A 26,324-nucleotide genomic window follows, 5' to 3' on the forward strand; every position below is an offset into this window, starting at 1 on the left:
GCCGAGCGCAGCGTCGACGCCTTGTGGAACAGGATCGGCGCCTTGTTCAACGAGTTCACCCCGCAGGAATGCGCCAACTACTTCACCGCCGCCGGATATGAGCCTCTTTGAAAAGAAACTGCTCTAGTGCGGTGCTGTTGGTCGTCGGCGCGTCTGGCGCCCAGGCCTCAAGTCAAAAAGTGTGTTCGCCCATCGAACCTGAAAACTGGCGAACAATTACGTCTGTGCCGCGCGAATGGACGGCGAGCGATTGCCGCAGTTTCGTCGCGTCTGTGGGCGCCACACAATACAAGCTCGGGTGCATTTTTAGTGAGAGCATTGGCGAGAGATATTCATGGAGTGTGGAGGTGAAGGAAGTCAATGACCAGACGGCTCCCCCGTCACCCCCCAGAAATTGCGGATGGTAATCTTGAGAATGCATTTCGACGCAATCGAGTGGCGTCCGACTTCCAAAGCCACTTTCAGGCGTTGATCCCGCCGTTACCATTCGCTCGCACCGTCGACGCCGCGCGAACGTCCGCGCGACCGCCTTGGCGTCAGCGACTGAGAGGCGATCGGCGAGCCTGTGCCGGCTCGGGTCATCCTCGAAATAGACGTAGGCGCGCGGTTCGGTTGGCGAGAAATTCCCAAAGCCGCCATCATCATGACTCATCGAGCGTGAGAGCATTGACCTCGCCGATTCGAATTTAGGAGCCCGACAATGAACGCCTACCGGTCGAGTGAGCCACGCTACACCATTGTGATCTCAAAAAACGGCAAAGAGCTCGGCACGCTGCGAGATCGCGAAACGAGCCAAGCTCGCAGCTCCTTCGGCGGAGCCGTCGCGCGCTACAAAAATTCAGGCGACAACCACCGGATCGAATTTTACGACGGAGCTGATTTGATTGAGGCCTGGTCCACCGAGGAAGGATACAAGTCGCTTTCCGCCTAAATCGTTGGGCGGTAAATCTCGTCCGCTTGCGCGTGAGCGTCGGGTCAGCGTCGCCGACGCTTGAGGGACTAGCCGCCCTTCTGATTGAATAGTGATGTTTGTATCGCCCCTTGCACGACGCCCGAATTCCTTCGGCGCACAAGGAAGTCCTGGGACTGCCTCTGCGCGTCGTCGCGAACGCTTCGACCGTGGACGTAACGGCGCGGCGTTTTTGCTGTTGAGATTGCGATGGTATGACGGCGTCTAATGGTTCGTCGCGAAGCGCTCTAACCGCAGATTTCTTGCAGTCCGAATGCAGCTCGGTGGCATTTCCGTTGTGATTCCTTTAGCCGTCAGGCGGCTACCAGATGGGCGTCGAAAGCGCCATGGACCCCAATCCCTCAATCTGACGCGTTCAGATAAATCGCTTTGGACTGGTCATCGATTGGCCTTCGGTCGACGCGCCGTCGGAATTGCGCAGATCGATTTGCGCGTGCGATAACGCTGGCGCTCGACATCTCCAGCTCGATCGAAAGAATCTCATGGTACATTCGCGCATTCCCGAAGCCCCGCTCCATCTGAAACTGACCAAATTCCTGCTGGAACTGTTGAACGCCATCCTGCTCATCGCGCTCGTGATCGTCCTGCTGCCGCTCGTCACGCATTATTTCAAAAACGCGAGTTCATATTGGTGGATTGAGCAGATCGACGCCTTCGACTCGCGGATGATCCGGTGGGTCAAATCGCTGGTCCCGACCAACTTCAGGGGCCATGAGTTGGCGCGTTGGTTTATCGTCGGAGGGATTCTCTTCGGCCGCATCTGGGTCGAAAATTTGCGACGCAAGGTCTCGACCGCAATTTACCGCAGGGCGATGCAGCGCGACTTCGAGGCGCTGCAGTCGGCGGCTCCCGCGGGGGCTGACGAACGCGTGCTCGCGCCGGTCAAGGAAAAGATGAAAACGATGGACGCGCGCAACGCCAAGAGCCGCTCGGAGTTGCTCAAGGTAATGGCGGAGGCGAAGCGCCAGTTAGAGTCAATGGGACGCGACCTCGCTTTCCTGTCGATTGACGTCGTTGACTCGACCAAGATGAAGCTCGGCGAGGACAAAACCTTCATCGAACATGATTTTCATGAATATAAGAATCTCGTTGACGGCAAGCTCCGCAGTAATGGGTCGCTGAAAGCGGCGTGGACGCCGGATGGCGTGATGGCCTGTTTTCCGACGATCGACGCCGCGCTGAAAGCCGCCAAGGACGTAATCGGCAGTCTCGACGCGTTCAATGCTCATGTGAAAATGATTAAGTCGAATTTCGTCGTTCGCTGCGGCGTCAACGCCGGGCACGTCTATTACGACGAGCAGACGCCGATGGAGGAAATGAGCGACCGCGTCATCGATATCGCCGGCCATATGCAGAAATATGCGCTGCCGGGCACGATCGCCTGCGCGAAGCAAATCATCGAACCGGTGCAGCAGCGCGGCGGGTTCAGCGACGCGGGCAAGGTGGTCGACGGCTATGAGGTCTATCAGTGGGCCTCCGCAAGCCAGCTTCTGGAGGACCGCGCAGCGTCTTAACTCGGGACCGACAGAGCGCGAGATCGTCGTCGCGCAAGCAAGCAAGCGATTTCCACTCCGACAAGGGAAACGGAACCGTAACCATCAGGCAAATGCGCTACACCGCCGACCGGTCTATCGCTGAAGCGCGGACTTGCGAGTGGGGCCATCCTTGGCTGTGCTGACATGAAATGCGCTGATTTGTTGCGAGCTGTCGCCTTGGCGTCGGTCTCGTTGGCCAATGCCGCCGCTGAGGAAACATTGACGCGCCGGCCGGGGGCCGGCGAGCCTCCGATCGCCATGCTCTCGGCGAAGCCGACGACGATCAATCCGGGCCAATCGGCGACCTTGGCCTTTTCCTCAACGAACGCCGATTTCTGCAAGGGTTCGAGCCGCCCGCGCGATCCTAACTTCGTGGTCCGCGAAACATCGGGCAATATTCTCGTGCGGCCGACGAAGACGACGACCTATACGATAAGGTGCAAGAAAGGCGCGGCGTCCACGTCACGGCGCGCCGTGGTGACCGTAACCTCGGACCAGATCGTTCTTTCCGAGATTTTTGACGGCGCAGTTCCTCGCGCCCCTGAAACCTCTGTCCAGGACGGCGAGCTTATCGTTCCCAATTGGAAGTCCGTCTACCACGGCTTTGGCGCGAACACGGTCGCTCGGCAATTCGACGGCCAGGCGCTGTCCATCAGGCCCAAGGAGTCGAGTTCCGCAAACGAAACGCATGCCGGTCTGATCGGCGGGCCGTATCCCGCCTGGCCTGTCGACATGCAAAGCAATTTCGCCATCGAGGCTTCGCTCCAAACGGAGAAGCAGCTGCGGCAAGGCGCGCCAAATTCATGGGAAGTGGCTTGGCTGTTGTGGGATTATAGCGACAATACGCATTTTTATTACTTCGTTCCCAAGCCGAACGGCTGGGAACTCGGCAAAGCGGACCCCGCTTATCGCGGCGATCAGCGTTTCCTGGCGTCGGGAACTCGACCGGTCTATCCAATCGGCAATCGATATCTCGTCAAAATCATTCAGTCAGCTTCCCCGAACTCAACCACGCTTTCGGTCTTCGTCGACGGCGTTCCGTTGATCACTTGCACGGATCGAGAAAGACCTTATTCGAGCGGGCTTGTCGGCTTCTATTCCGAAGACGCCTTGGTTTATTTTCATTCGATCGTCGTGACGAGGCCTCGCGCCAAACCGGCGGCGAATTAGCGACGCGCTGGGGAGCCGCGGCGCGTCAGAAGTTAATGCCGATCGTGGTGTTGAGACCGCCTTGGCGCCGGCTCTCCCCGAAGGGGAACAAATAACCGATTTGGATAGAAAGAATGCCGTCATAGGCGCGATAATAATCTCCGCCCAGCCATGCGCGCGCGACGATCGCCGGTCCCACCCCAAACGCAAACTGGCGGGCGTCCGCGCTGTCATATGCCCCCATGCCCATGGCGGCGGCGCCTAACATCATGCGGCTGTTTGCATCCCAGTAGGAGTAGCCGAGCAACCCCACCGCGTTTTGCAGATATCGCTGTTCTCCAACCCTGAAGGTGCCGTATGTCGCGACGCTCACCAAGGGTTGCGCCGCCGACTCATGGGGATAGTTCAGCATCGCCGGCTCCAGCGCGCCTGCCGCTCCTGCGCTTCCGGCGCTGGAGTAGGCGAATCCGCCATAGCCATAGCCCCATGACAGGACGAGCTGATTGTAGGGTACGTTTTTTTTAGTGAAATGGTGCTGCCATTCGGCGCTGACCGAGAAATTGACGCCGTCGATCGGACGAAGGCGCAGTCCGAACCGCGAATAGCCCTCGGTGAAGCGAGTCCGGTCCTGAGACCAAAAACCGCCAACCAAAAATTCGAGTCCATAAAAGGACGGCAGATGGCGGCCGTCGAACCGCAGCGTCGTTTCGAAGCTCGGCTGCACCTGATATCCGCCCCAACGCTTCGGCCGATCGGCCATGCCATTGAACACCACATTGGTGCGAACGCTTGAATCCGCTTCGACAATTTGCGTTCTGATCACCTCCCGATCCCGGGCGGGACGCGCCTTAAGCGACCGATCGCTCGACCATCGGTCGATCGCTTCCCTGAAAAACGCCGACTCTTTTGAGCGGTCGACATAGACGCTTGCATAGCCGGCGTTGAGCAATACTTCCCCGCGCCGCTCGACGGCGAGACTGTTTTCGAACGCTGAAAGGGCCGACGGATATTCCTTTTGACGCATATGGAATTGGCCAAGCGTCGACCAGCCGTCGGCATAGTTGGGATGGCGCCGCACGAAGTCGAGGAGTTCCTCCCGCGCCCGAGTCACGTCGCCCGCTTTCTCATAGGCGAGCGCGCGCGCGGCGGCGATTTCATGTTCCACCGCCACCTTTTGCGCCGGTGGCAAATCGCCGCGCGCGAGCGCTTTCGTAAAATCTTCATAGGCGCCATCGCTGTCGCCGAGCCCCTTACGAAGAAAGCCCCGTTGCGCATAGGCCTCGCCGCTGGCTTTGCCGCGCGCGATGAGCGCGTTCGACTTCTTCAGGGCTTCTTCCTTGCGCCCAAGGCCGGCAAGCGCGGCGATCGTCACGCGAAAAACAGCTTCGCTTGCGCCAGGGAAGGCTTCGGCGGCGAGCCCATAACGCAAGGCGCTTGACCAATCCTGAGCGGCCGACGCCTTAAAGGCCTTTTCAGCAACGATCGTGTAGCGCGCTTCGTTCAGCGCCTTGGCGACGGTGACTTTCTGATCGGCCGGCAGATCGTTTTTCAACGCCCGCTCGAAATCCGCGGCCGCGCCCGTCACGTCGCCGGTCTGGCGACGGATAAAGCCGCGCTGCGCGAGAACGGCGGCGCTATGCGGTTCGGAAGAGAGATAGCGCGTCGCCTCTGCCAGCGCCTCAGCTTTACGCCCTTGCCGCAGCAGCGCGCTCAGGAGAAGGAGAACCGGCTCCTCGGCTTTCGGATCGAGATCGCGCGCCTCTCGCGCCGCGCGTACGGCGGCCTCCACCCGGCCCAGTTTTAGCGCGTCATAACCGCTGTTAAGCGCCTGTTCCAAAGGCGTCGCCGGAGGACCAAACCCGCCGCCCGGCTTGCTTGCGCGCTTCGCTTCGGCAAGCGCGAGCTTAAGCTTTTTTTCCTGCTGGGGCTCGACACCCGGTTGGGCGAGCGCGGCGCTGAAATCCTCAATGGCGCCGCGCAAATCGCCTGTCGCGCGACGGCTATAGCCGCGCTGCGCAAGCACCGTCGAACTCGGCGCGTGGTCCTTAATGTATAAATCCGCTTCCTTTACCGCTTCCCGGGGCTGTCGCGAACTGTTCAACGCCGCCATCAACGCGAGCAGCGGGTATTCGGCGTTTGGATGTTTGGCGCGCGCGTCGCGCGCCGCCTGCACCGCGCGGCGATAATTATGTTCTTCGATAGCTTTATAAACTTCGGCAAGCTCCGCCTGCGCGACGCTATCCTGTTCTGCCTTGGTGGCCTCCGCGAGAGCGTCGCGCAGCGGCAGCTTTTCACTCGGCTCAATATCCGGCGCGGCGAGCGCGGCTTCGAAATCCGCCTCGGCGCCTTTGATGTCCTTCATCGCGCGGCGGAGATAGGCGCGTTGAGCGAGTAGACGACCGCTTGCCTTATGTTCCGAGGCGTAGAGATTTATTTCGGCGAGAGCCGCCTCGGCGCGGCCCAATCGGCTATAGGCGTCGGCGATCACCCGGACGGGCGCTTCTGCGCCGGCATCCATTTCACGGGCGGCCTGCGCTTTCTTTATGGCTACATTCAAGCGGCCTTCGTCGATGTCCTTGTAGGCGGCGTCCATCGCAAGATCGAAGAGCGCGACCTTAGCCGCGGCGGCCTGCTCTTTCGTGAGCGCGCCGCTCTGTCGCGCTGCCTGCAGATCGGCCTCGGCGCCGGCGACGTCCTTGAGTTGTTTGCGCAGATGGCCACGCTGCGCAATCAGAGCCATCGAATGCTTGTGAGAGGCGACGAAGGCGTTGATGAAGTCCAGCGCTTCGCTCGTTCGTCCCAGTTTGGCGAGGACGTCAGCCTCCAGGCGGACCGGCGTCTCATAATCCGGCGCAAGTTTTCGAGCGCGTTGTGCGTATTTGAGCGCGCCTTCGGCATCGCCCTTGGCGAGACGCGCAAACGCCAACGCAAGCTCCTGGTAGCCAGGTTGGCCTGGCGGCGGCGTCTCCCGGACGACGTCATTCTCCGCCGCGAAAAGGATCGCTGGCGTGACGGCCATGAGTCCCAAGGCCAACACAACGCTTGTTGTGTAAGGCCTGCGAAAAACGCGCCCCACGATCCCGCTCCATCCGCTTTGCAAAAAGTCAAATTCGGACGCCCGAATCTGCGAACGCGAGATCACGCGAATCAAGTACGAAACACGTTGTTTTTATTACCCTGCAACTGCAACAGCGCAAAATCCTGACCAGGCGTGTCAGAATGTGACGACGCAAATCTCGTTTTGGATCGCTTCCTCAGCCATTTGCCTCCCGGCACAAAATGCCGTCGCGCGCTCGAAGTCAAAAAATCTTATTATCATACACGCTTGCTGACGCGACACTTAGACTCGTCCAGTTGAATGAGCGTGGCAAGAGACATGCAGGAGAGAATATGAAATGCAACTCACGCTATTGATGCTCATTCTCTTTTTATTGATATCCATCATAGGCTTCGTCGGCGCGCTCTTCTTGAGCGTAACAGGAGCCACCGCCCTTATAGTGCTCGGTTTGTGTATCTCGTTTATAGGAATAGCTTTTTTTATAGGACAGTGATGGTGTCGAATTATTAATTAGACGACTCTGAACTTCTCGACTACACAGGCGCCTAAACTGGATAACACAACAGAGCCAAGATGAACGAACCGAGCAACGCAAGTAAAAGCAGCCGTCGTCCAACTAGTTCAAAACTATGCTGTTTATGCATCGTCGGGACACGACCAGAAGCCATCAAAATGGGGTCCGTCATCGCCGAACTCGAACGTTCGGATTGGGCGTTCCCTTATGTGGTGACGACCGGCCAGCATGCTGACGTCGTTGAAGGAGCGCTAAGAGACTTCGGCGTCGTGACGTCGCGCCAGCTGAACCTCGAGCGTCGGAGCGGCTCGCTCAATGAGCTGTTCGGCAAGGTGATCGCCGAATTGGATCGCGTCATCGATGAGGTTCAACCCTACTGCGTCATCGCCCAGGGCGACACAACGTCGGTCGCGGTGGCGTCGCTTGCCGCCTTCCACAAGAAAATTCCCTTCATGCATATCGAGGCAGGTCTGCGGACGGGAAAGCTCAGCGACCCCTACCCGGAAGAACTCAATCGGCGTATCGCGGGATTGACCGCGGCGATGCATTTCGCTCCAACGCGCGCGTCGCTCGACAATCTGTTGAGGGAAGGCGTCGCTCCTGGAGACTGTCTCGTCACCGGCAACACCGGCATTGATGCGCTTCTGCAGACCGCCGCGCGCCATTCGCCTGCGCCGGAAGGCTTCCCAAATTTGCCCCGCGTCATTCTCGCGACGGCGCATCGGCGGGAAAGCTTCGGCGCGCCGCTCGAAAGCGCGCTCCAGGGCATAAGAGCGGCGGCCGATCGGCACGACGACCTCGGGGTGTTCTTCCTCACGCACCCTAATCCCCACGCGCATGAGCCGGCGCGCCGCATCCTTGGCGGCCATCCGAGAATCGTGGTGGCCGATGCGTTGGGCTATTCGGAGATGGTGGCGGCGCTGAAAAGATGCTGGATGGTCGTCACGGACAGCGGTGGACTCCAGGAGGAGGCGCCCGCGCTCGGAAAGCCCGTTCTCGTGCTTAGAAACACGACGGAAAGGCCGGAGGCGGTTCGCGCTGGAGCGGTTCGCGTGGTTGGCACGGATTTGACGGCGGTGGCGAGCGCAATCTCGCAGCTATGCGACGATCCGGAGCTTTACGCACGCATGTCGGTTCCGGTCTTCCCCTACGGCGACGGCCATGCGGCGAAACGGATCGTCGCCGTGATGCGCGAGCGATTGCAGCGCCGAGTTCCCACGTTATCGGCCGCCTAAGCCGCTGCGGCATTGAGCCTTGCCGACTCGAGGGGCAAGGCGCAAAAGAACGTCCGACGAGCGCTCACTTAAAGAGCTTAAGGGCGACTGATGCTTGACCTGACCGACGCCACCGTCGCTTACGTCGACGCGTTGGTGGGACTTTTCCTTGTTTTTGGCGTCGCCATCATTCTTTATAGCCTCGACGATGTCTTCGTGGACGCCGTCTACTGGCTCATGAGAATTTCAGGAAGGATCCGCGCCGAACGATCCGATCTTTCTGAACAGATGCTACTTGAACGACCGCAACGCTTGCTCGCGGTCATGGTGCCGGCCTGGCGCGAAGAGGCCGTCATCTACGAAATGCTAAAAACAAACTCGGTCCATTCCAGGACGACGATCTTTTTTGTCGGCGCCTATCCGAATGATGCGGCGACCCAGCAGGAAGTGCTCAGGGCGGCTGCGGAACGCCCCGAAAACGTCCGTCTCGTCGTCGGCCCGCATGATGGACCGACGACGAAGGCGGACTGTCTCAATGCGATCATCGCCACGATCGGCGAATATGAGAAGGCCGCAAACATCACGTTTGAGGGTTATGTGCTTCACGACAGCGAGGACGTGATTCATCCGCTGGAATTTCCATTGTTCAGCGCGCTGGTCTCCGAATTCGATTTCATCCAGATCCCGGTATATTCCTTCACACGCTCGCTCCTGCAGATGACGGCGGGCACCTACATGGATGAATTCGCCGAATTTCATAATAAGGACCTATACGTCCGACAGCGTCTAACGGGCGTTGTTCCTTGCGCCGGCGTGGCGGCCTGCTTCAGCCGGAGAGCGATCGAATCACTGAAAATTTGGCGCCAAGGCGAGGTGTTCGACCCGGTCGCCTTGACTGAAGACTATGACGTCGCTTTCGCCATGAAGAACCTCGGCCTGACGTCCGCGTTCATTCTCAACAACGCGCCATATACGCTGGACATCCCCCGCGGAACCAATGAACTGCAACGGATTGCAACGCCGCTCGCGATCGCCACTCGCGAAAATTTTCCCAGCGAATACCAGGCTGCCTATCGCCAGCGCGCGCGCTGGCTTCTCGGGATCGGCTTCCAGGGCGCGTCGAAACTCGGCTGGGGAGACACGCTTGCCGAAAGAATATTCTTTCTGCGCGACCGCAAGGGCATCCTGTCAGGGATCATCGCCGTCATCGCCTATTTCCTCGCCTTTAACGCGATTGGGATCCTCATTCTTGGCGCATTCAGCGAGGAGTGGCGGATCGCCGGCTATGCAATGCTCGACCCTATCCTGCGGCTGGTGTTCTTCATCAACATCGTTTTGCTCATCAACCGGCTTGTCCAGCGGACGATCTTTACGACGTCGATTTACGGATTGGGTCAGGGGTTGGTGGCGGCGCCCAGAGTCGTTTTCTCGAATTTCGTCAACTTCTCCGCAGCATTGCGTGCACTCTACATTTTCATTTGGCGGCACAAGGTGCGCAAAGAATCGTTGGGTTGGGACAAGACAAGTCACACTATTCCTGCTCAAAACATTGAAGCAAGTGAACTCAAATAGCGTCCGGAGCGCAGGGGCAGAACCTATTAAATTTGATTAAGGCGCGATTCATAAGGGCGTCCGATTTGGAGGCCTTTGTGATGAGCGATTTGTTTTTGCCGAGCGGGCGTCAGATGGCGCTGCTGTAGCAACCGCTCGTCCGAACTCGTTCGGAAAAACGCAGCGCGCTGGAAGACTGATTTGCTCGATCTGTAAGCGCATCGATCAGCGTCACACGACAGCGGCTCGCAAGGCTGCGCGAGAAAACGAATTGCTCAGACGACTCGTTGCTGAGCTGTCGCTTGCCAACCGCCAGCCTAACTATCAGGTTGGCAAGGACACTTGGAAGGGGGACTAGCGACTAACATTATGAGCGGACCACTCGATGGGGCTTGATCACTCGTGTGGACGTCGCCAAGCGCGATAAACCAGGACTTTGCAATGACCAAGCCGCCATCGAAGGCCGAGCTTGTTGTGGCGTGGATCGCTGTCTTGCTGCTGCTCGGCTGCGCCATCGTCGGTCTCGCCTGGCACGGACTGTCAACTGACGAGTTACAGCGATTCTGGCGGAACGTCGTCGCCCGGCCGGGCGGCCCAATGACTTTCCGCTTCTTGCTGCAGCCGGGGATGGCGACGATCGCCGCATTTCGCGACGGCATCAAAGATGCGCGGCTCGAACGCACGCCCTTTCTGTCCGCAGTCGTGCTCGGCGGCGAGCGACGGAGCGCCCGCCTCTGGGAGGGAGTCGTTTCGACGGCGAGGATCTTGATCCTCGGCGTCGTCATGGATGTCGTCTATCAACTTGCTTTTCTGGATGAGTTTCATCCGGGTGAATCAGCAATTGTTGCGGTCCTGCTTGCGTTTCTCCCTTACGCGCTGCTACGAGGGCCGATGGCGCGTGTCGCGCAAATTTGGATGACGCGACGGCGTCAAGTTGACTGAACTCGGCGAGTCCGGCGGCGTGCGATGACGGCCAGCGACTCAAAGATCGACCCCAATATGGAGCTCGCAACAGAGATCAGTAACAGCAGCTCCTTCCTTCTGACACCGCGGACGGAAACATGAAACGACATTGCGTGGCGGCCATCGTTTTCATCTGCGTGGCGGCCTTGCATGCGCGACCGGCGGGTGCGGAAAAGGTCCTGCCGAAGCCGGAGCCGGCGTTCAACGGCGTCATCGGCGAGACCTACAAGACTTCCAAGCCAGACTTTCCGAAGCAAATGCAGGCGCCAAAAGGGGCGCCGAACGTGCTGATTGTGCTCCTCGACGACGTTGGCTTCGGCCATGCCGGAACGTTCGGCGGCGCGGTGGCGACGCCAACGCTCGACAAGCTCGCAAAGGAAGGGCTGCGTTATAATCAGTTCCATACAACCGCCCTCTGTTCGCCCACGCGCGGCGCGCTTCTCACCGGCCGCAATCATCACAGCGTCGCCACCGGCGTCATCATCGAGATGGGAACGGGATTTCCTGGTTATACGGGCATCGTCCCGAACGCCACGGCGGGCCTACCGGAAATTCTGAGACAAAACGGATATGCCACCGCCGCTTTCGGCAAATGGCACAATACGCCGGACAATGAAATTTCGCCCGCAGGGCCATTCGACCGCTGGCCGACGGGAAAGACCTGGGGATTCGAATATTTCTACGGATTCATGAATGGCGAAACGCATCAGTATTATCCGGTGCTCTACCGTAACACGACGCCGGTCACGCAGCCTAAGACGCCCGAGCAAGGCTATCATCTCACCGAAGATTTGGTCGACAATGCCGTCGGTTGGCTCAACCGGGTCAACGCCACAAATCCGAAAAAGCCATGGTTCATGTATTTCTCGACTGGAGCGATCCATGGCCCGCACCACGCGCCTCGAGCCTATCGCGAAAAATACAAGGGTAAGTTCGACGCGGGATGGGACAAATATCGCGAGGAGACATTTGAGCGGCAGAAACAACTCGGCGTCATTCCCGCCAATACGAAGCTGACCCCGCGTCCCAAAGAACTTCCTGCCTGGGATGACCAGCCCGAAAACGCCAAGCGCGTTTATCGCCGATTGATGGAGAATTATTCCGGCTTCCTCGAGCACACCGACGACCAAGTCGGACGCCTGATCGAAGCGGTCGAGAAAGCCGGCGAAATGGACAATACGCTGGTCTTCTACATCGTCGGCGACAACGGCGCGTCGGGCGAAGGCGGTCTCGAAGGGACGGTAAATGAAGTCGCGAGCCTCAATGGGATTCAACTCGGCCTTGCGGGCCTCGAGGCTAAATTCGACGAAATCGGCGGACCGGAAACCGAACCGCATGTGCCGGCGGCGTGGGCGTGGGCGGCTGATACGCCCTTCCAATGGACCAAGCAGGTCGCTTCGCATTTTGGCGGCACCCGCAACGGCCTCGTCGTTCACTGGCCCAAGGCCATCAAAGCGAAGGGCGAATTGCGCGCGCAGTTCCATCACGTTATTGATGTGACCCCGACCGTGCTGGAGGCGGCGCATATAGAGACGCCCGAGGTCGTAAATGGAGTGAAGCAGAAGCCCTTCGAGGGCGTGAGCATGCTTTATTCGTTCGACGCCAAGAACGCGAAATCGCGCCGGACCACGCAATATTTTGAGATGCTCGGCAATCGCGGGATATATAAGGACGGTTGGATGGCGACGACGCGACACGGCCGTCTGCCATGGCAAACAGCCGGCGCCGCCACGGGCGATTTCGACAACGACTCCTGGGAGCTTTACAATATCGACCAGGACTTTTCGCAAGCCGACAATCTGGCCGCGAAATATCCGGAAAAGGTGAAGGCGCTGAAGGCCGCCTTCATGGTCGAAGCAAAAAAATACAACGTGCTTCCTCTCGACGACCGCATGTCCGAACGCTTCGATGCGGCCCTTCGGCCCAATCCTCTCGCCGGCCTGAAAAAATTCACCTACGGCCCGGGAGTCACGGGGATCAGCGAATCGGTCGTGCTGAACACCCATAACGTTCCCTTCGCGGTCACTGCGGACGTCTTGGTCGGCGACGGGGGAACGGATGGCGTGCTGGCAGCGATCGGCGGCGTCACCTCGGGCTGGTCGTTCTATGTGAAGGACGGAAAGCCAACCTTCTATTACAACTTCTTCGAAGTCGACCACGCAAAGGTCCAGTCATCTGAACAATTGCCGAAGGGCAAGTCGAGCGTTCGGGTCGAGGTATCCCCGACGGCGCCGGGCCCAGGCAAGCCGGCTAACGTCAAGATCCTCGTCAACGGCAAAGAAACCGCCAATGGCATCGTGGGCAAGACGGTGCCTTTCCGCTACAGCGTCGAGCCCTTCGACATCGGCCGCGACTCTGTCTCCGCCGTATCGAAGGATTACAAGTCGCCCTTCGCTTTCCAGGGACGGATCGAACAGGTTACGGTGGAAATCCAATAAGCGCTGGGGACGCTTCAGTCTCAGCCGAGCCATTGAATTTCACGACGGGCGAATCCCGCCTTGGAGCGCCGATCGACAGCGCTCGGCCTGTCGGATTTGGCCGGCGAAAGACTTGTTGACGCCCGTACCGGCAGGAACGGATGACATGGGCTCGTCGGGACATTGCGGCAGGCCGTGTACGGTAAACTCGACGGATACGAGATGCGCATCCGCCAAGTCCGACGCATTAGCGGCCTGATTTTGATCGTGTCTCTTCATCATTTCGGACGTCGACGGGAAAATTCGCGATGGCTTTCGCCGTATCGATAATCGGCTGCTGACTGACGGCGACAAAGCCGACGCCCAAGCGATCAATGTCCTGGATCAACAATATGACGCCGGTGACGAGCAGCGACATCAGATATATTGGAAATCGCCGCCTCCGCCGCTCCAGGCCGCCAACGTATCCTGTGAAGCCCATCGCCACCGCGGCGATGCCGTAAAGCGAAAACACGACAATGATCGGCACATGGTTTCGAACCGCCGTCAGTCGGCTTTCTTGGACGTCAAACATTTCGTTCAGCGCTTGAATATAGAGGCCGGTTGGCGCCATTGCGTTGTCCTTCGTCAATGCAGCTTTGACTTGCCGCCAAAGCGCCTCCTGGATTTCGTTTGAGCGGCCAATTGCGGTGTCGAGTTCCGCGGGCGTCGGCGAACGGTTCGCCAGGTTCACTCGGATGTGAACATATTCGCGGAACAGCTTCAGACTCTCGGCGCCATACGGCGCGGGCAACAAACGCGCGCGCAGAGCCGCGGTGCCGATCGCATTCGCCTCGCGCAAGACGGCATCGCGTCTGGCGTCGAAACGCGTCAACGCCATAGCGAAGGTAAAACTCAACATCAGGGCGAGAAGCCCCAACATAGCAGCCTCCAGGGTAGTGATGCTGGCGTCGATTTTCTTGCGACCCCCGTGAGCCGAAACGGCGCCCAAGCTCGCCTGCGGCTAAGAGCAGGAAAAGGCTCGCCAAGAAAATGATGCTTAGCGGGTAATCAATGTAAGCTTCCATGCGCCGAATCGATTTCGACGAAACCGCTCGAGCATAATTGGATAATGCCGCCCGGGTGGCGAGGCTCGCTGGCCGATGATTTTTGTCTCACCGGCGAGGCTGTTTGGTCAAGACGACTTCGCTTGTTTATCGCGGGCGCGGCGCAGCCGCTCGTGCCAGCGACCCTAGAACGCGAAATCGCCGCGGCAATCCAACCGCTCCCCGCTCACCTTGGCGGAGTCGGCGCTGCGAACGCTTGATCGGCTTCGCTCAACGCCAATTCCCGGAGGATTGCATCGTCAATACGCTCGGACTTAATTTGCGACAGGGACAGGTTCAACCAACGGCCAACTTAACGATCGGGGAAGCCAATGCACTTCGTGATCTCCGCCACTTACGGTCCGACGGATCCGACGCGGGCGATGCTGCCCTTTATCTTCGCGGCGACCGCACTGCAGGATGGGGACAAAGTAACGCTGATGCTATTCGCCGACGCGGTGTTTTCAGCCGTCGACGGCGCAGCAGCCACGCTCGTGCCTGTCGGGCCGCCCAACAAGTATGAAGATGTCGCCGCTCACCCAAATGCGACGGTCTTCGTCTGCAAGCCATGTCTTGAGGCCCGGGGGCTGACCGCCGCCTCTCTTGATAAGCGCGCCAAGCTTGGCGGGATGAACGACTTTCATGCGGCGGCGAAGCAACCCGACGCCAAAGTTGTGAATTTCTGAGCAACGCATTCGAGACGACGCTCGTTAACCCCATGGAATCGTGCGCGCGTTACGCCTCCAGACGGCAAACGAACAGCGTCGCGGAACTGTTGTCGTGCGGCGGGGCTCTCTGGGACGCAGCCGCCGTGAGACCGCTGCAGACAAATCGAGCCAGAGAACAAGCGATTATTTAGAATCTCCGAATAACTTGAATCCGCGACACACTTCTCAAACTGCTTCCAGCGATGTTCAAGGTCCTCCGCAACGCCGTCGCCGGCACTGTACTGGCGATTTTCGGAGCAACTGCTTATTTGGCGGCGATGACGCCTCCGGAATCATCGCCTGCCGAGGCGCAAACGGTGACGTCGAACCCGGTTGGATGGCGAGACTTCTGTCGCAAAGACCCAAGCGAGTGCATTCAGTCTGGCGGGTCGACGGAGCCGTTGCGGCTGACATCAAAATACATGAGCGTCATCAATCGAATAAACCGCTGGGTGAACGCTTCGATCGTTCCAACGTCGGATCTTAAGCAATGGGGTCGGGAAGAATGGTGGAGTTATCCCGACAACGGAAATGGGGACTGCGAGGACTATGCGCTGTTGAAGCGGAAAATGCTCATTGAAGAGGGGTTTCCACTCCAATCGCTGCTGCTGACGATCGTGCGCAATCGATCGGGCGAAGCGCACGCAGTGTTAATGGTTAGAACCGACCACGGCGACTTCGTTCTCGACAACCTGACTGATGAAATGCTGCCTTGGACCAAAACCGGCTATCGTTTCATCAAGCGACAATCAGAAAGAAACCCGAATGCGTGGTTAAAACTTCGCAACGCGTCAGACGAAGAGCAACTCACGACGCGCTGAACCTCGCCCGCAACTTTATCCGGCGTCGGGCGCAAACATATCTGCTCATCTTTCTGGGGTTGGGTAGGAATTTTCAAAACGCAGAGTCTTCGGCGCTATCGATGGAGACGGGCGACCAAGGCGCGGATCGCCGCGATGAAATTCTGAGCCTCGCTGTCCTCCGGTTCGAGTTGCGCCAGCCGCTCCGCTAAATCGGCCGCGGCGGAGACGTCGCCCGCCTCTATCTCATAGGAGGCGAGCGCCATCAGAATGTCGCGGTCGAAAGGGCGACGCGACAAAGCGGCCGAGAGCGTTTCGCGCGCTTTTTGGGGCGAACCGGCGTCATGCAGCGCAACGCCAAAAACATAAGCAAAGCGCGCGTCGTCGGGAGACAGGACAACCGCCCTTTCGAGACTCGCCATCGCTTCGGGCAGACGCTTTTGACGAATGAGGCTCAGGCCCAGCGCATGGGCGAGCGCGCCGGAGTCCGGGTTTTGCGTCTGCGACCGTCGCAGGGTTTCTTCGGCGGCCTTTTCGTCGCCGCTGGCGCGAGCGATCTCAGCAAGCGAAATCGCGGCCGGCGCAAAGCTCTTGTCGAGCGCCAGCGCCTTCTCATAAGCCGCGCGCGCCGCTTCGACTTTACCGCGCGCGTGATGAAGGGCGCCGAGATTTGCCTGAGACTCTGGCCGCTCCGCGTTGAAGAGCTGCCCCGCCTCATATTCGGCGAGCGCCTTCTCGAAAGCGGTACGCGCCGCCGGCGCAAGATCCGCTTCCGCCTCTCCCGCCAGCGCGCGCGCGGCCTCCATGCGCAGGAGACGCGTTTCATCGGTGAGCAAGGGCGTCAAAGCCTGTCGCTTCGTCGCAGCATCGGCGTTGGCGAGGACGGCGACGGCGGCCGAGCGCACGATTGGATCACTGTCCGAAAGCGCGCGCATCGCGACTGACGGCGCGGCGACTGTGGGCGTTTGGCTCAACCGCTGAAGCGCGCTGGCGCGGACGATCGCCGACTGTCCCTTGTCCTCGATGATCAGCGCAAGCGCCGCCCGGGCGCCGGAAGCCCCGCTATCGGCGAGATGGAAGGCCTCGTCAAATGTCTGCGCGCCGGGCTTGCCGCCCATGCTCCAAGATTTCAGGGCCGCTATCGCCCAAGCCGCGCTTTTGTCCGCATGGCATTGATTGCAGGCGTTGGGCGTCGCCAGCGCGGCGGTGCGGTCGGGACGCGGAATACGCATCGAATGGTCGCGCCGTGGGTCGACGCCCATGTAGACCGTCGCCGGCATGTGGCAGTTGACGCATTCTGCGCCTTTCGATCTCGGCGCGTGATGATGATGCGTCGCCTGATCGAACACGGCCGCCGAATGGCACTGGCCGCACAGCGCATTGCCCGCGAGCCGCAGCTTGCCCGAATGCGGATTATGGCAATCCGAACATGTCACACCGGCCGCGTGCATGCGGCTTTGCAGAAATGAACCGAAATTATAGACCTCGTCGCGCTGCTGGCCGTCGAGATAATAGAGCCCGGCCTCGAGCGTCACGGGCCGGAAGGCGTCGTAAAATCGCGCCGCCGCGACGGGATCGTCGGAGAATTGTTGGCGCCGCGCATGACAGCCGGCGCAGATGCGCGCCTCAGCGTCGCTTGCCGGTGGGCCGCTCCGCGTCGCGGTCGCGCCGGCGCCCGCCTGCCACGACGCTCCCACGCGCTGATCCAGGCCGAGGTCGAAACCATGGTGGGGCAAAGGCGTCGAGCGTGTCGTCGCCCATTCGACATGGCGCGACGCCGGGCCGTGACAGGCCTCGCAGCCCACGCTGATTTCGGAGAAAGTCGTTGCGTAGACGTTCGCGTTCGCATCGTAATTCTTGCGCACATTGGTGGAATGACACCAGGCGCATTGATAGTTCCAGTTCTGGTCGATGCCCGTCCAGTGCAGCGGATCGCCCGCGGCGAGCTTGCGGTCGGGATAGAGATCGAACCAGCGCTGCCCACCCTCGGCGGCAGGGCGCGTGTCCCAGGCGACGCCGAATGCTTGCAGCCGCCCGCCTGGCAATTCGAGAAGATATTGCTGCAACGGATAAACGCCGAACACGTATTTGATGGCGAAATCAGCCACCTTGCCGTCCGGCCCTTCAGTGCGGATGTAGAATTTGCCGTCGCGTTTGAAAAACAAGGTCTCGACCGCGCCCTTTCGGAAAGTCGCGCCCTCGAAGCGGCCCAGCACGGCGCTGTCGCTCGGCTCCTGCATCGCGACGCGGTGCTGCGACGCCAGCCATTCTGCATGTTCGCTCGCGTGACAGGATGCGCAGGCCGCGGAGCCCATAAATGTCGGCGCGGACATCTGTGCCGCGGCGGCGGACACGAGCCCACAAAAAAAGGCCTTGGCGGCGGCGAGCGCGGCTGCTCGTCTCGACCAAAAAAACAACGACGCTCTCCCCTGCATATCCGAAACCGCTAACGCCGTACGGTACGAATGCTTCATGTGTCATGCTTTGCGGCCAGCGCGGCGTGAAGCAGAAAGTTGACATGCGCGCCACTCGCCAACGACTCGACGAAGCATAAACGTTGAACAGCCAGATCAGGAAGTTAACAAAAGCGGAAGATTTTGCCTGGCCTTGAGCTCGTCATGCAGAACGCATCTCTCGCTCAAAAAGGATCGTCTGCAGCCTCGCCGCACCCAACCTCCCTCTGCCGACAAGATTGCCCCCATCCCAGGAACTGCCGACTCGCGGCAAGTCCGGTCCGTGGGATCGTTGACTTAGCCCCAATGGCATGATCGGCTTCGGCCGAATGATCCTGATGAAACGCCGTCGGCCTTCGAGGGCCGGCGCACCTTTGCACTTGAAGATGGACAGATCAAAAGAGCCGTTGCCGAGCCATGATGAATATTGGTCGAAGGGCCGCATTCAGGCCTTTGCGCGTTTGGCCGCCACTCTGGCCGGGATCTATGTTTGCGCTCTCTTGTGGGCGCCTTTCTTATCGACGTTAACGTTGGCGGTCACGCTGGCGATTTTGTTTGTTCCAGCCCATGAGCTTATCGAACAGAGGCTCAAAAGCTCCAATCTTGCAGCCGCAGCATCTGTGCTGGTTGTCGCGTTCATTGTCGTTGCGCCGATGTTTTTCGTTGGTGAAAGGCTATTTAGCGAGGCGGCAAATAACGCTGATTACGTGCAACGCCAGATTGCGTCGAGCGATTGGCGTCAGCTAATCGGCAAGCATCGTTGGACTGCAGCGCTGAGCCAGTGGATCCAGAATGAGATTGATCCAGGAGCGATTGTAAGCCGCCTAGCGTCGTGGCTGACGAACACGGGAGCCGCATTTCTTCGAAGATCGACCGCCGGGCTCATCAGCATCCTCATCACTTTCTATGCGCTTTTCTATATGCTGCGCGATCGACGCGAAGCGGTCGCAATGGTCAAAGCGCTCTCGCCGCTGGCTGAGGCGGAAACCGATCTCATCGTAACTCGCGTCGAGGACACCGTATACGCGATCGTTTATGGAACCTTAGCGGTCGCAGCGGTTCAAGGCGCATTGGCCGGCTTGATGTTTTGGTGGCTCGACCTCCCGGCTCCACTGCTTTGGGGCCTCGTCATGGGGCTCTTGTCTATCGTGCCGGTTTTAGGCGCGTTTATCGTCTGGATCCCAGCGTCGATCGTTCTGGCGCTGGATGGGAATTGGGAAAAGGCGATTATTCTTTCCGCCTGGGGCGGCCTGGTCGTCGGTAGCGTCGACAATCTGCTTCGTCCGCTGCTGATGGGCGGGCGGCTCAAGATCCATACCTTTACGACCTTTATCTCGCTGTTGGGGGGTCTGAACCTTTTTGGGGCGCCCGGCATGATTCTTGGGCCGGTTGCAATGACGGTGACGATTGCGCTTCTTGGGTTGTGGCGCGCCAGCGACATTGAGGCGGAGGAAGCGACCCAAGGCGCTCCACTTGGGCCGAGAACCGAAAAGCCATGGCACTGCGCCTCGCCCAAGGAGGCCCTTGAGCGCTTGGGCGTCTCGGCCAAAGGACTTTCAACGGCGAAAGCGTTGCAACTGCGCGCCGCGTATGGGTTAAATACGCTTAAGGAAACGAAGCCGATCCGGCCTTGGGCGATCCTGCTCGCCCAGTTCAACAGCATTCTTATTTGGATCTTGATCGCGGCCAGCGTGGTCTCCGGCTTCCTCGGCGAGGCGATCGACGCCGTCGTCATCCTGGCGATCGTATTCTTGAACGCAGTCGTTGGATTTTACCAGGAGTTCAGCGCCGAGAAGTCGATCGCTGTGCTGATGCGAATGACTGCGCCGCAAGCCAAGGTATGGCGCGACGGCGCGGTGACGACCATCGCCGCTGCCGACGTGGTTCCAGGCGATATCCTCGAACTCGCGGCGGGAGATATCGTGGCCGCCGACGCTCGACTTCTCGAAGCCGCCTCTCTGGCCTGCGTCGAAGCTGCGCTCACAGGCGAGTCGGAAGCTGTCGACAAGAACGCTCAAAGCTTGGATCAAGCGGACCTGCCGCTTGGCGATCGCAAGAACATGATCTTCATGGGAACGAGCGTGGCGACCGGGTCAGGTCGCGCAGTGGTCGTCGCGACCGCTATGCAGACCCAATTCGGGGCCATCGCCTCCCTTCTCGAAGAAGCGGGCGACGAGACGGGAACGCCGCTTCAACAGCGGCTGGAAGCCTTCGGGCGGGTCTTGCTTTGGGCGACGCTCGGGACCGTCTCGCTTCTGTTCGGACTCGGATTGTGGCGTGGCGGCGACGTTAAGGATCTGTTCATGACGTCGGTCAGCCTTGCGGTAGCGGCGATACCCGAGAGCTTGCCAGCGGTCGTCACTGCGGCGCTTTCGCTTGGCGTCATGCGGATGTCTCGACGCCGCGCCTTGGTTCGGCGTTTGGCGTCCGTGGAAACGCTCGGTTCGACCAACGTGATCTGTACCGACAAGACGGGCACTCTTACCGTTGGTCAGATGACTGTGCGACGCCTGTTCGTAGCGGGACGGGATTATGAGGTCACCGGCGAAGGTTACGGCCCCGAGGGCGACATTCGCTTCGCAGGCGAAGCAATCGACCCGAGCGCGGACGCCGCTTTAAAGCGCTTCGGCGAGATCCTTGTCGGCTGCAACAATGCGCGCTTCGATCAGGAAGACGGCGCCTGGACGGTGATCGGCGATCCGACGGAAGGCGCGCTACTGGCTGCGGGACAGAAAGCCGGCGCCGACAGAGACAAGCTGGACGAGACGCAACCAAAGATTTTCGAGATCCCGTTCGATTCAAACCGCAAGCTTCATTCGCTTGTCCGTCGCCGGGCCGACGATGGTCTGCGCGTTCTGACGAATGGCGCGCCTGAAATTTTGCTCGGCCGTTGTTCGCACATACTCGACGACTCGGGAGTGCGTCCGATAACCGCCCTCGACCGAGAAGCCATCGCGCGCCAGAACGCTGACTTTGCGAGCCGGGCGTTGCGCGTGCTTGGCTCGGCGTTTCGTGATCTCGAGCCCATCTCGGTTGAGGGACTTGGGACGAAAGCGATCGAATGCAATCTTGTCTTCGTCGGTCTATCTGGCTTGTACGATCCGCCGAGACCTGAAGCCAAGGACGCCATCGCAAAATGCCGAAGCGCCGGCGTTCGCGTCGTCGTCATTACCGGAGACCATCCGCACACCGCCAAGGCTATTGGCCGCGAATTGGGACTCGGTTTCGATGGGCGCATTCTCTCCGGTCCCGAACTCGAGAAAATGACGGATGACGCGCTCGCCGAAGAGGTCGCTGAGGTGACCACCTACGCTCGCGTGAGCGCCGAGCATAAGCTGCGAATTATTAGAGCATGGCAAGCGAATGAGGCCGTCGTCGCCATGACCGGCGACGGCGTCAATGACGCGCCGGCGATAAAAGGCGCCGATATTGGCGTTGCGATGGGGCGGACCGGCACGGAAGTAACAAAGCAAGCTTCCGACATGATCATCACAGACGACAATTTCGCAACCATTGTCGCCGCGATCGAGGAAGGTCGTGGGATTTACGAAAACATCCGAAAAACACTGTTATATCTTTTGGCGTGCAATTCCGGCGAATTGCTCTTGATGACGATCTGCATCCTTATCGGACTGCCCGCGCCGCTTTTGCCCATTCATCTGCTTTGGATCAACCTTGTCACGGATGGTCCGCCAGCGCTCTGCCTGGCTGCGGATCATGTTGACCCTTCGGTCATGGGCAGGCGCCCGCGCGAGCGGGACAAGGACATCGCCGACGAGGAATTCTTTTGGACAATGCTTATGGTCGCCGTCCCGACCGCTGTCGTTGCATTTGGCGCCTATGCCTACGGACTCCAATACGCCAACCTGGAAGTCGCCCGCACCTACGCCTTTATGGCGATGATCTTTACCCAGCTTTTTGCCTCGCTCAGCCTGCGGAGCCAAAAGCCGATTTGGCGAGAGAGCTTTCTTTCGAACACCAGCCTGCTGATTGTCGTCGTCGTGTCGGTGGCGGCGCAAATGTTGATACAGCAGACGGAATTTTTTGCCAGCCTCCTCAAGGCGGCCAGAATTCCGATTGATCAAGCGATCACGTTATTGGCGGTTTCCGCTCTGTCATTGCTCGTGTTCGAAATTTTCAAATTGACCCGACCCCATTTTGCCGAGGGACGGACGGATGGCCGCAGCGGGATTGGCGCGGCAAGTAGCGAAGGCGCGCCGCCGCTCCCTCGAGCGAGGTTTCACACGCGAAAAGAGGATGGCGGACGGGTTACCGCGCGCGAGCTGAATTTCGTGAGAGGGTCAGCGATCGGGGCAGTCGCGTTGATGGCGGTCGTCGGCGGCTCGCTCTACTGGCTTTTGCAACAAACGCCCGACATCGACCGCCCTTCCGAAAAGGAAGAGCGCCCAATAGCGACGCGCTGGATCACGGCGAGCGGCGTCGTCAGCCCCGAGAGCGTTCGACGCGTTACAGCTCCCATCGCTGGCGTAATCGAAGCTTTCTATTGCAATGTAGGAGATAAGGTAAAAGCTGGGCAGCTGTGTGCGAAACTTGACGAGCGGCCCTATAAAGCCGCTGTCGAGCGTGCGAAGGCAAGTCTCGCTGCAGCGAAAACGAATTTACAAAAGAGCTCATCACAAGCGACTCGCGCAAAATCGGCGTTCTTGCGCCAGGAGACGCTGGCCAAGCGCAATGCCGCAATGCGACGCAAACTCGATCGTTACAGGAAGACATTTGAGCGCGCAGTGGCGACAACGAAACGCGACGAAGAATTGATCTCTCGATTCGAAGCGGAGTTGCGAGCCGCCGAAGCGGCGCTCGAACAAACTAAGATCGCTTCCCCGATCGACGGGACAGTGGCTATGCGCCCCCTCCGAATCGGAGACAAAGTCGGGGCGGACGCCGCGGGAACCCAACTCTTTGTCGTCGCCTTGCCCGATGCGCGGATCGAGGCAAAGATCGGCGAGAAGGACGTCGACAAATTCAAGATCGGCGAAGCAGTTTCGGTCACGGTCGAATCCATGCCGAACCATAATTTCGAAGGGACGGTAACAACTATTCGTCAATCGTCAGAAACGGCGCCGGACAACAAGACCTATTCCCTCTTCGTTAGCGCATCGAATCCAGACGCCCTGCTCATGCCGTCGATGGGCGTGACGGTCCAAATCGCGGCCGACCGAGAGACAAGCGCGTGGCCTTCGTCAAAGAACTGAACCGCCGCGCATTGGCGCCGGGATCAAAGCGGACAAGGGTCGGCGAGCCATTGCGCAGTGGCCGACAAAAAATATAGATTTCAAGCATCGAGGAGCAGGCAATGATCAAGAACGAAAACTTTAATATGGGAAACTCCGCTGTAAGAGTTGAAGAAAACGTCGCTGTCGTCGTGGTGGCGTCAGCGATTGATCCAGAAAATGTTCTTGAGGTTCGGATGGCGCTTGATGCCGCTCGTCTTTTAATTGCGCAATTAGAGCGCGCCCTGAATGCTCATAAACACTATACGCCCACTCAGTAAGGTTACGCCCGCCCTCAATCAATCTTATGGCCGCCTCGGTTCAGAACGCTGCGAGATCGCGCCCGTCGAACTGAATCACCCGAGGGGGGGTCGACCACCCCTCCATTAGCTGAAGCTTGGGTTTGCGCGAAAAAACCGGTTCCCACTTTTTCGTGGGGCGCTCTAGCGTCCACAGTCCCCAAACGTCGGCCGCGTTCAGGTCCCAAAGATCAATACGCGCTGAGCAGGTCGACTTTGGCGTTTGCAAGCACCAAACGCTTCGCCAATAGCGACGCAAGATTTCGCATGATGAGCTCTCCACAATCCGGATGGCTCTTGCGGAACGAGGCATAGGCGCTCAGCGGCAATTCGAGACATTGCACCGCAGTATCCGCCCAAACGTCGGCGCTGCGCTCGCGTTCAATGAGCGCCATTTCGCCAAACGGCATGCCCGGCGAGATCGACGCGAGACGCGCGCCGCTGGGCAGTTTTACGCTAACCATGCCGCTCTGCAGAAAAAATAGAGAGGCGGCCGGATCGCCGGCGGCGATGATCCGGTCGCCGATCTTAAAGGCGCGCGCACATCCAATCGCCGCGATGTGATCTATTTCATCCAAAGTTAGCCCCGCGAGCAGCGCTTGCTCGCTGAGATGGGTGGTCTTGGCGAGGCCTTCGAAACCCCCATAACGGTAGATCACCTGGTCTTCGGCCCATTCAATCGCATCGTCCAGCAGCGGGAAATGGCGCAGCGTCGGCAAAGAGAAGTCTTCCGAGCATATCGCCTGCCAAAGCCGCGAATCCTTATCAAAGCCCGCGACGATGATCGTTGCGCCGCGGGCGGCGACGCCGGCGAGCGCTTCGGCCAGGAGCCGGGCTGCGGCGGTCGTCGCGCTTGGAACGCGCCGAAAGTCCAAAATCAGCAGCTCAACAGGCGGCGCTTCACCGGCAAGCCGTCGCGAAACGTAGTCCATTGATGCGAATGAGAGCGCGCCAACGAGTTCGATAACCCGGATATCGCTCTCGCGCTCTTGCAGAATTTTAAGCTCGAAGCTCTGCCGGTTTCGACGCGAGGAAACGCCCACGTCGCGGTAATCGCTGATAATGCAGGTGCGCACATCTTCGTTGCGATTGAGCACATGCAATCCGAAATGTGCGGACAACGCCTCGCAGACTCTTAGCCCGCGGACGCTGTTGCCGTGACCGTCGAGCCGAGGCGAAAAGGAGCCAAATCCCAATTGCGCCGGGAGGGCGGCGATAATCCCTCCGCCAACTCCGCTCTTCGCAGGAATTCCCACCCGATAGATCCACTCGCCGGCATAGTCGTACATGCCGGAGCTTGTCATCACCGAAAGCGTGCGCGCGACGACGTAGGCGGAAATGATCTGTTCGCCGGTAAGCGGATTGCGGCCGCCGTTGGCCAGAGTCGCCGCCATCACGGCGAGATCGCGCGCGGTGACGAGCACGGCGCATTGACGGAAATAGACGTCCAGAACGGCGTCCACGTCGCCCCCGAGCACCGAATAATTACGGAGCAACCACGCGATCGCGCGATTTCTATCGCCTGTCGCCCGCTCCGAAGCGAATACCGCCTCGTCGACGTCGAGTTCGCGTCCGGCGAAGCGACCCAGCGTTTGACGGATTAGATCAAAAGCGCCGTCGCCGACATGCTGATGGATCAAGCCGGAACAAGCGATCGCTCCCGCGTTGACCATGGGATTAAAGGGCTTGTTGTCGCCCGTCAGCCGGATCGAATTGAAAGCTTCGCCGCTGGGCTCGACGCCGATAGCCGACTCGACGCGCTCGTGGCCAAGCGTTTCGAGGGCGAGTGCGAATACAAACGCCTTGAATATCGACTGTATCGTAAAAGCCGCGCCGCTATCGCCAACTTCATAGACGTATCCATCGATCGTTGCGAGGCTGACGCCAAAATGCGCAGGATCGGCCCTCGTCAATTCCGGGATGTAATCGGCGAGCGCGCCTGAATCGTCGGGGACAAACTGTTCGTAGCAGCGATTCAAAAAGCCTTGAAGCGGGGGATGCACGGGGTCTCCAATATCGTGCCGTTCTGGCATGAAGAGCCGTTTTTCAGATTCCGATCAAATGTCTCAGCAAAATATATGCCTATCAAGAGGCCTCGGGCATACCAAAGGGGATCTACCCCAGGGCCCATCTCGCGCAATCGACCGAAGTCCTGTGCACTGCGATATGAGCCATATGCATTGCAGCGGCGGAGCTCCGAGTCCTCAAACTCGGGGCTTCGCCAAGTATCAATTGTCCTCAGTTGCTGGGCCTTCGCGTCTTGCTTAGTTCGGCAAAGCGAAGACCGTCAAGACGCCGCCGAGCGCCGTATAATTGGCGAGCGAGGCGTAGTTGCCGACGGCGCCGAGGCCCTCGTTGCTCTTCGAGAGGCCCGCCGC

15 protein-coding genes and 1 pseudogene are annotated in these 26,324 nt (G+C 59.4%); 12 read left to right on the plus strand and 4 right to left on the minus strand.

Annotation, left to right across the window (positions count from 1 at the left end; translation table 11 throughout):
• From AB7I51_RS13805 to AB7I51_RS13820, 4 genes and pseudogenes are all read left to right on the plus strand, one after another.
• A pseudogene (locus tag AB7I51_RS13805) lies at positions 1-111 on the plus strand (IS630 family transposase); the annotation flags it as partial.
• 589 nt (positions 112-700) lie between these two features.
• Complete coding sequence (locus AB7I51_RS13810) at positions 701-931, plus strand: hypothetical protein (RefSeq protein ID WP_428404538.1); 231 nt, start codon at positions 701-703, stop codon at positions 929-931.
• Positions 932-1,452: 521 nt separating this feature from the next.
• Entirely contained in the window at positions 1,453-2,484 is a 1,032-nt protein-coding gene (locus AB7I51_RS13815; protein WP_428405405.1) for an adenylate/guanylate cyclase domain-containing protein, read from the plus strand.
• Between the two features lie 213 nt (positions 2,485-2,697).
• Positions 2,698-3,675, plus strand: coding sequence for a hypothetical protein (locus AB7I51_RS13820; RefSeq protein WP_428406276.1), 978 nt, complete (start codon positions 2,698-2,700; stop codon positions 3,673-3,675).
• A gap of 25 nt (positions 3,676-3,700) precedes the next feature.
• Here AB7I51_RS13820 and AB7I51_RS13825 read toward each other — a convergent pair whose 3' ends face one another.
• A complete protein-coding gene (locus AB7I51_RS13825; RefSeq protein WP_428405403.1) occupies positions 3,701-6,673 on the minus strand; it encodes a tetratricopeptide repeat protein in 2,973 nt (990 codons plus the stop codon).
• A gap of 612 nt (positions 6,674-7,285) precedes the next feature.
• Here AB7I51_RS13825 and wecB point away from each other — a divergent pair.
• From wecB to AB7I51_RS13845, 4 genes are all read left to right on the plus strand, one after another.
• Positions 7,286-8,461 carry a non-hydrolyzing UDP-N-acetylglucosamine 2-epimerase gene (gene wecB / locus AB7I51_RS13830; RefSeq protein ID WP_428406277.1) on the plus strand — a complete coding sequence of 392 codons (1,176 nt, stop codon included), beginning with the start codon at positions 7,286-7,288 and terminating at the stop codon, positions 8,459-8,461.
• A gap of 90 nt (positions 8,462-8,551) precedes the next feature.
• On the plus strand, positions 8,552-10,012 hold the full coding sequence (locus AB7I51_RS13835) for a glycosyl transferase family protein (protein WP_428405401.1): 1,461 nt from the start codon (positions 8,552-8,554) through the stop codon (positions 10,010-10,012).
• A 420-nt stretch (positions 10,013-10,432) separates the two neighbouring features.
• Positions 10,433-10,933 (plus strand): hypothetical protein, encoded by a 501-nt coding sequence (locus tag AB7I51_RS13840; RefSeq protein WP_428406278.1) that lies wholly within the window; start codon positions 10,433-10,435, stop codon positions 10,931-10,933.
• A 119-nt stretch (positions 10,934-11,052) separates the two neighbouring features.
• Positions 11,053-13,392, plus strand: coding sequence for an arylsulfatase (locus tag AB7I51_RS13845; protein ID WP_428405225.1), 2,340 nt, complete (start codon positions 11,053-11,055; stop codon positions 13,390-13,392).
• Positions 13,393-13,618: 226 nt separating this feature from the next.
• Here AB7I51_RS13845 and AB7I51_RS13850 read toward each other — a convergent pair whose 3' ends face one another.
• On the minus strand, positions 13,619-14,293 hold the full coding sequence (locus AB7I51_RS13850; RefSeq protein ID WP_428405224.1) for a hypothetical protein: 675 nt from the start codon (positions 14,291-14,293) through the stop codon (positions 13,619-13,621).
• Between the two features lie 495 nt (positions 14,294-14,788).
• Between AB7I51_RS13850 and AB7I51_RS13855 the strand changes: the two genes are divergently transcribed.
• Positions 14,789-15,142, plus strand: coding sequence for a DsrE family protein (locus tag AB7I51_RS13855; protein WP_428405223.1), 354 nt, complete (start codon positions 14,789-14,791; stop codon positions 15,140-15,142).
• A 224-nt stretch (positions 15,143-15,366) separates the two neighbouring features.
• The gene (locus AB7I51_RS13860) at positions 15,367-15,984 is read left to right on the plus strand and encodes a transglutaminase-like cysteine peptidase (RefSeq protein ID WP_428405222.1); all 618 of its coding nucleotides are present in this window, start codon (positions 15,367-15,369) and stop codon (positions 15,982-15,984) included.
• A 95-nt stretch (positions 15,985-16,079) separates the two neighbouring features.
• Here AB7I51_RS13860 and AB7I51_RS13865 read toward each other — a convergent pair whose 3' ends face one another.
• Positions 16,080-18,296, minus strand: coding sequence for a tetratricopeptide repeat protein (locus AB7I51_RS13865; protein WP_428405221.1), 2,217 nt, complete (start codon positions 18,294-18,296; stop codon positions 16,080-16,082).
• A 506-nt stretch (positions 18,297-18,802) separates the two neighbouring features.
• Here AB7I51_RS13865 and AB7I51_RS13870 point away from each other — a divergent pair.
• Both AB7I51_RS13870 and AB7I51_RS13875 read left to right on the plus strand, forming a co-directional pair.
• A complete protein-coding gene (locus AB7I51_RS13870; RefSeq protein ID WP_428406279.1) occupies positions 18,803-23,629 on the plus strand; it encodes an HAD-IC family P-type ATPase in 4,827 nt (1,608 codons plus the stop codon).
• A 101-nt stretch (positions 23,630-23,730) separates the two neighbouring features.
• Positions 23,731-23,928: a hypothetical protein gene (locus tag AB7I51_RS13875; RefSeq protein ID WP_428405219.1), complete on the plus strand. Its 198-nt coding sequence runs from the start codon at positions 23,731-23,733 to the stop codon at positions 23,926-23,928.
• A gap of 209 nt (positions 23,929-24,137) precedes the next feature.
• Here AB7I51_RS13875 and glsA read toward each other — a convergent pair whose 3' ends face one another.
• A complete protein-coding gene (gene glsA, locus AB7I51_RS13880) occupies positions 24,138-25,979 on the minus strand; it encodes a glutaminase A (protein WP_428405218.1) in 1,842 nt (613 codons plus the stop codon).
• Positions 25,980-26,324 lie beyond the last annotated feature (345 nt).

Source organism: Methylocystis sp. (assembly GCF_050246715.1).
Taxonomy (GTDB): domain Bacteria; phylum Pseudomonadota; class Alphaproteobacteria; order Rhizobiales; family Beijerinckiaceae; genus Methylocystis.

What these genes read in the sequence shown, in the direction of transcription:
- AB7I51_RS13810 (WP_428404538.1), top strand. Translation starts at nt 701, where the DNA reads ATGAACGCCTACCGGTCGAGTGAGCCACGCTACACCATTGTGATCTCA.
- AB7I51_RS13815 (WP_428405405.1), top strand. Translation starts at nt 1,453, where the DNA reads ATGGTACATTCGCGCATTCCCGAAGCCCCGCTCCATCTGAAACTGACC.
- AB7I51_RS13825 (WP_428405403.1), bottom strand. Translation starts at nt 6,673, where the DNA reads ATGGCCGTCACGCCAGCGATCCTTTTCGCGGCGGAGAATGACGTCGTC.
- wecB (WP_428406277.1), top strand. Translation starts at nt 7,286, where the DNA reads ATGAACGAACCGAGCAACGCAAGTAAAAGCAGCCGTCGTCCAACTAGT.
- AB7I51_RS13835 (WP_428405401.1), top strand. Translation starts at nt 8,552, where the DNA reads ATGCTTGACCTGACCGACGCCACCGTCGCTTACGTCGACGCGTTGGTG.
- AB7I51_RS13840 (WP_428406278.1), top strand. Translation starts at nt 10,433, where the DNA reads ATGACCAAGCCGCCATCGAAGGCCGAGCTTGTTGTGGCGTGGATCGCT.
- AB7I51_RS13845 (WP_428405225.1), top strand. Translation starts at nt 11,053, where the DNA reads ATGAAACGACATTGCGTGGCGGCCATCGTTTTCATCTGCGTGGCGGCC.
- AB7I51_RS13850 (WP_428405224.1), bottom strand. Translation starts at nt 14,293, where the DNA reads ATGTTGGGGCTTCTCGCCCTGATGTTGAGTTTTACCTTCGCTATGGCG.
- AB7I51_RS13855 (WP_428405223.1), top strand. Translation starts at nt 14,789, where the DNA reads ATGCACTTCGTGATCTCCGCCACTTACGGTCCGACGGATCCGACGCGG.
- AB7I51_RS13860 (WP_428405222.1), top strand. Translation starts at nt 15,367, where the DNA reads ATGTTCAAGGTCCTCCGCAACGCCGTCGCCGGCACTGTACTGGCGATT.
- AB7I51_RS13865 (WP_428405221.1), bottom strand. Translation starts at nt 18,296, where the DNA reads ATGTCCGCGCCGACATTTATGGGCTCCGCGGCCTGCGCATCCTGTCAC.
- AB7I51_RS13870 (WP_428406279.1), top strand. Translation starts at nt 18,803, where the DNA reads ATGGACAGATCAAAAGAGCCGTTGCCGAGCCATGATGAATATTGGTCG.
- AB7I51_RS13875 (WP_428405219.1), top strand. Translation starts at nt 23,731, where the DNA reads ATGATCAAGAACGAAAACTTTAATATGGGAAACTCCGCTGTAAGAGTT.
- glsA (WP_428405218.1), bottom strand. Translation starts at nt 25,979, where the DNA reads ATGCCAGAACGGCACGATATTGGAGACCCCGTGCATCCCCCGCTTCAA.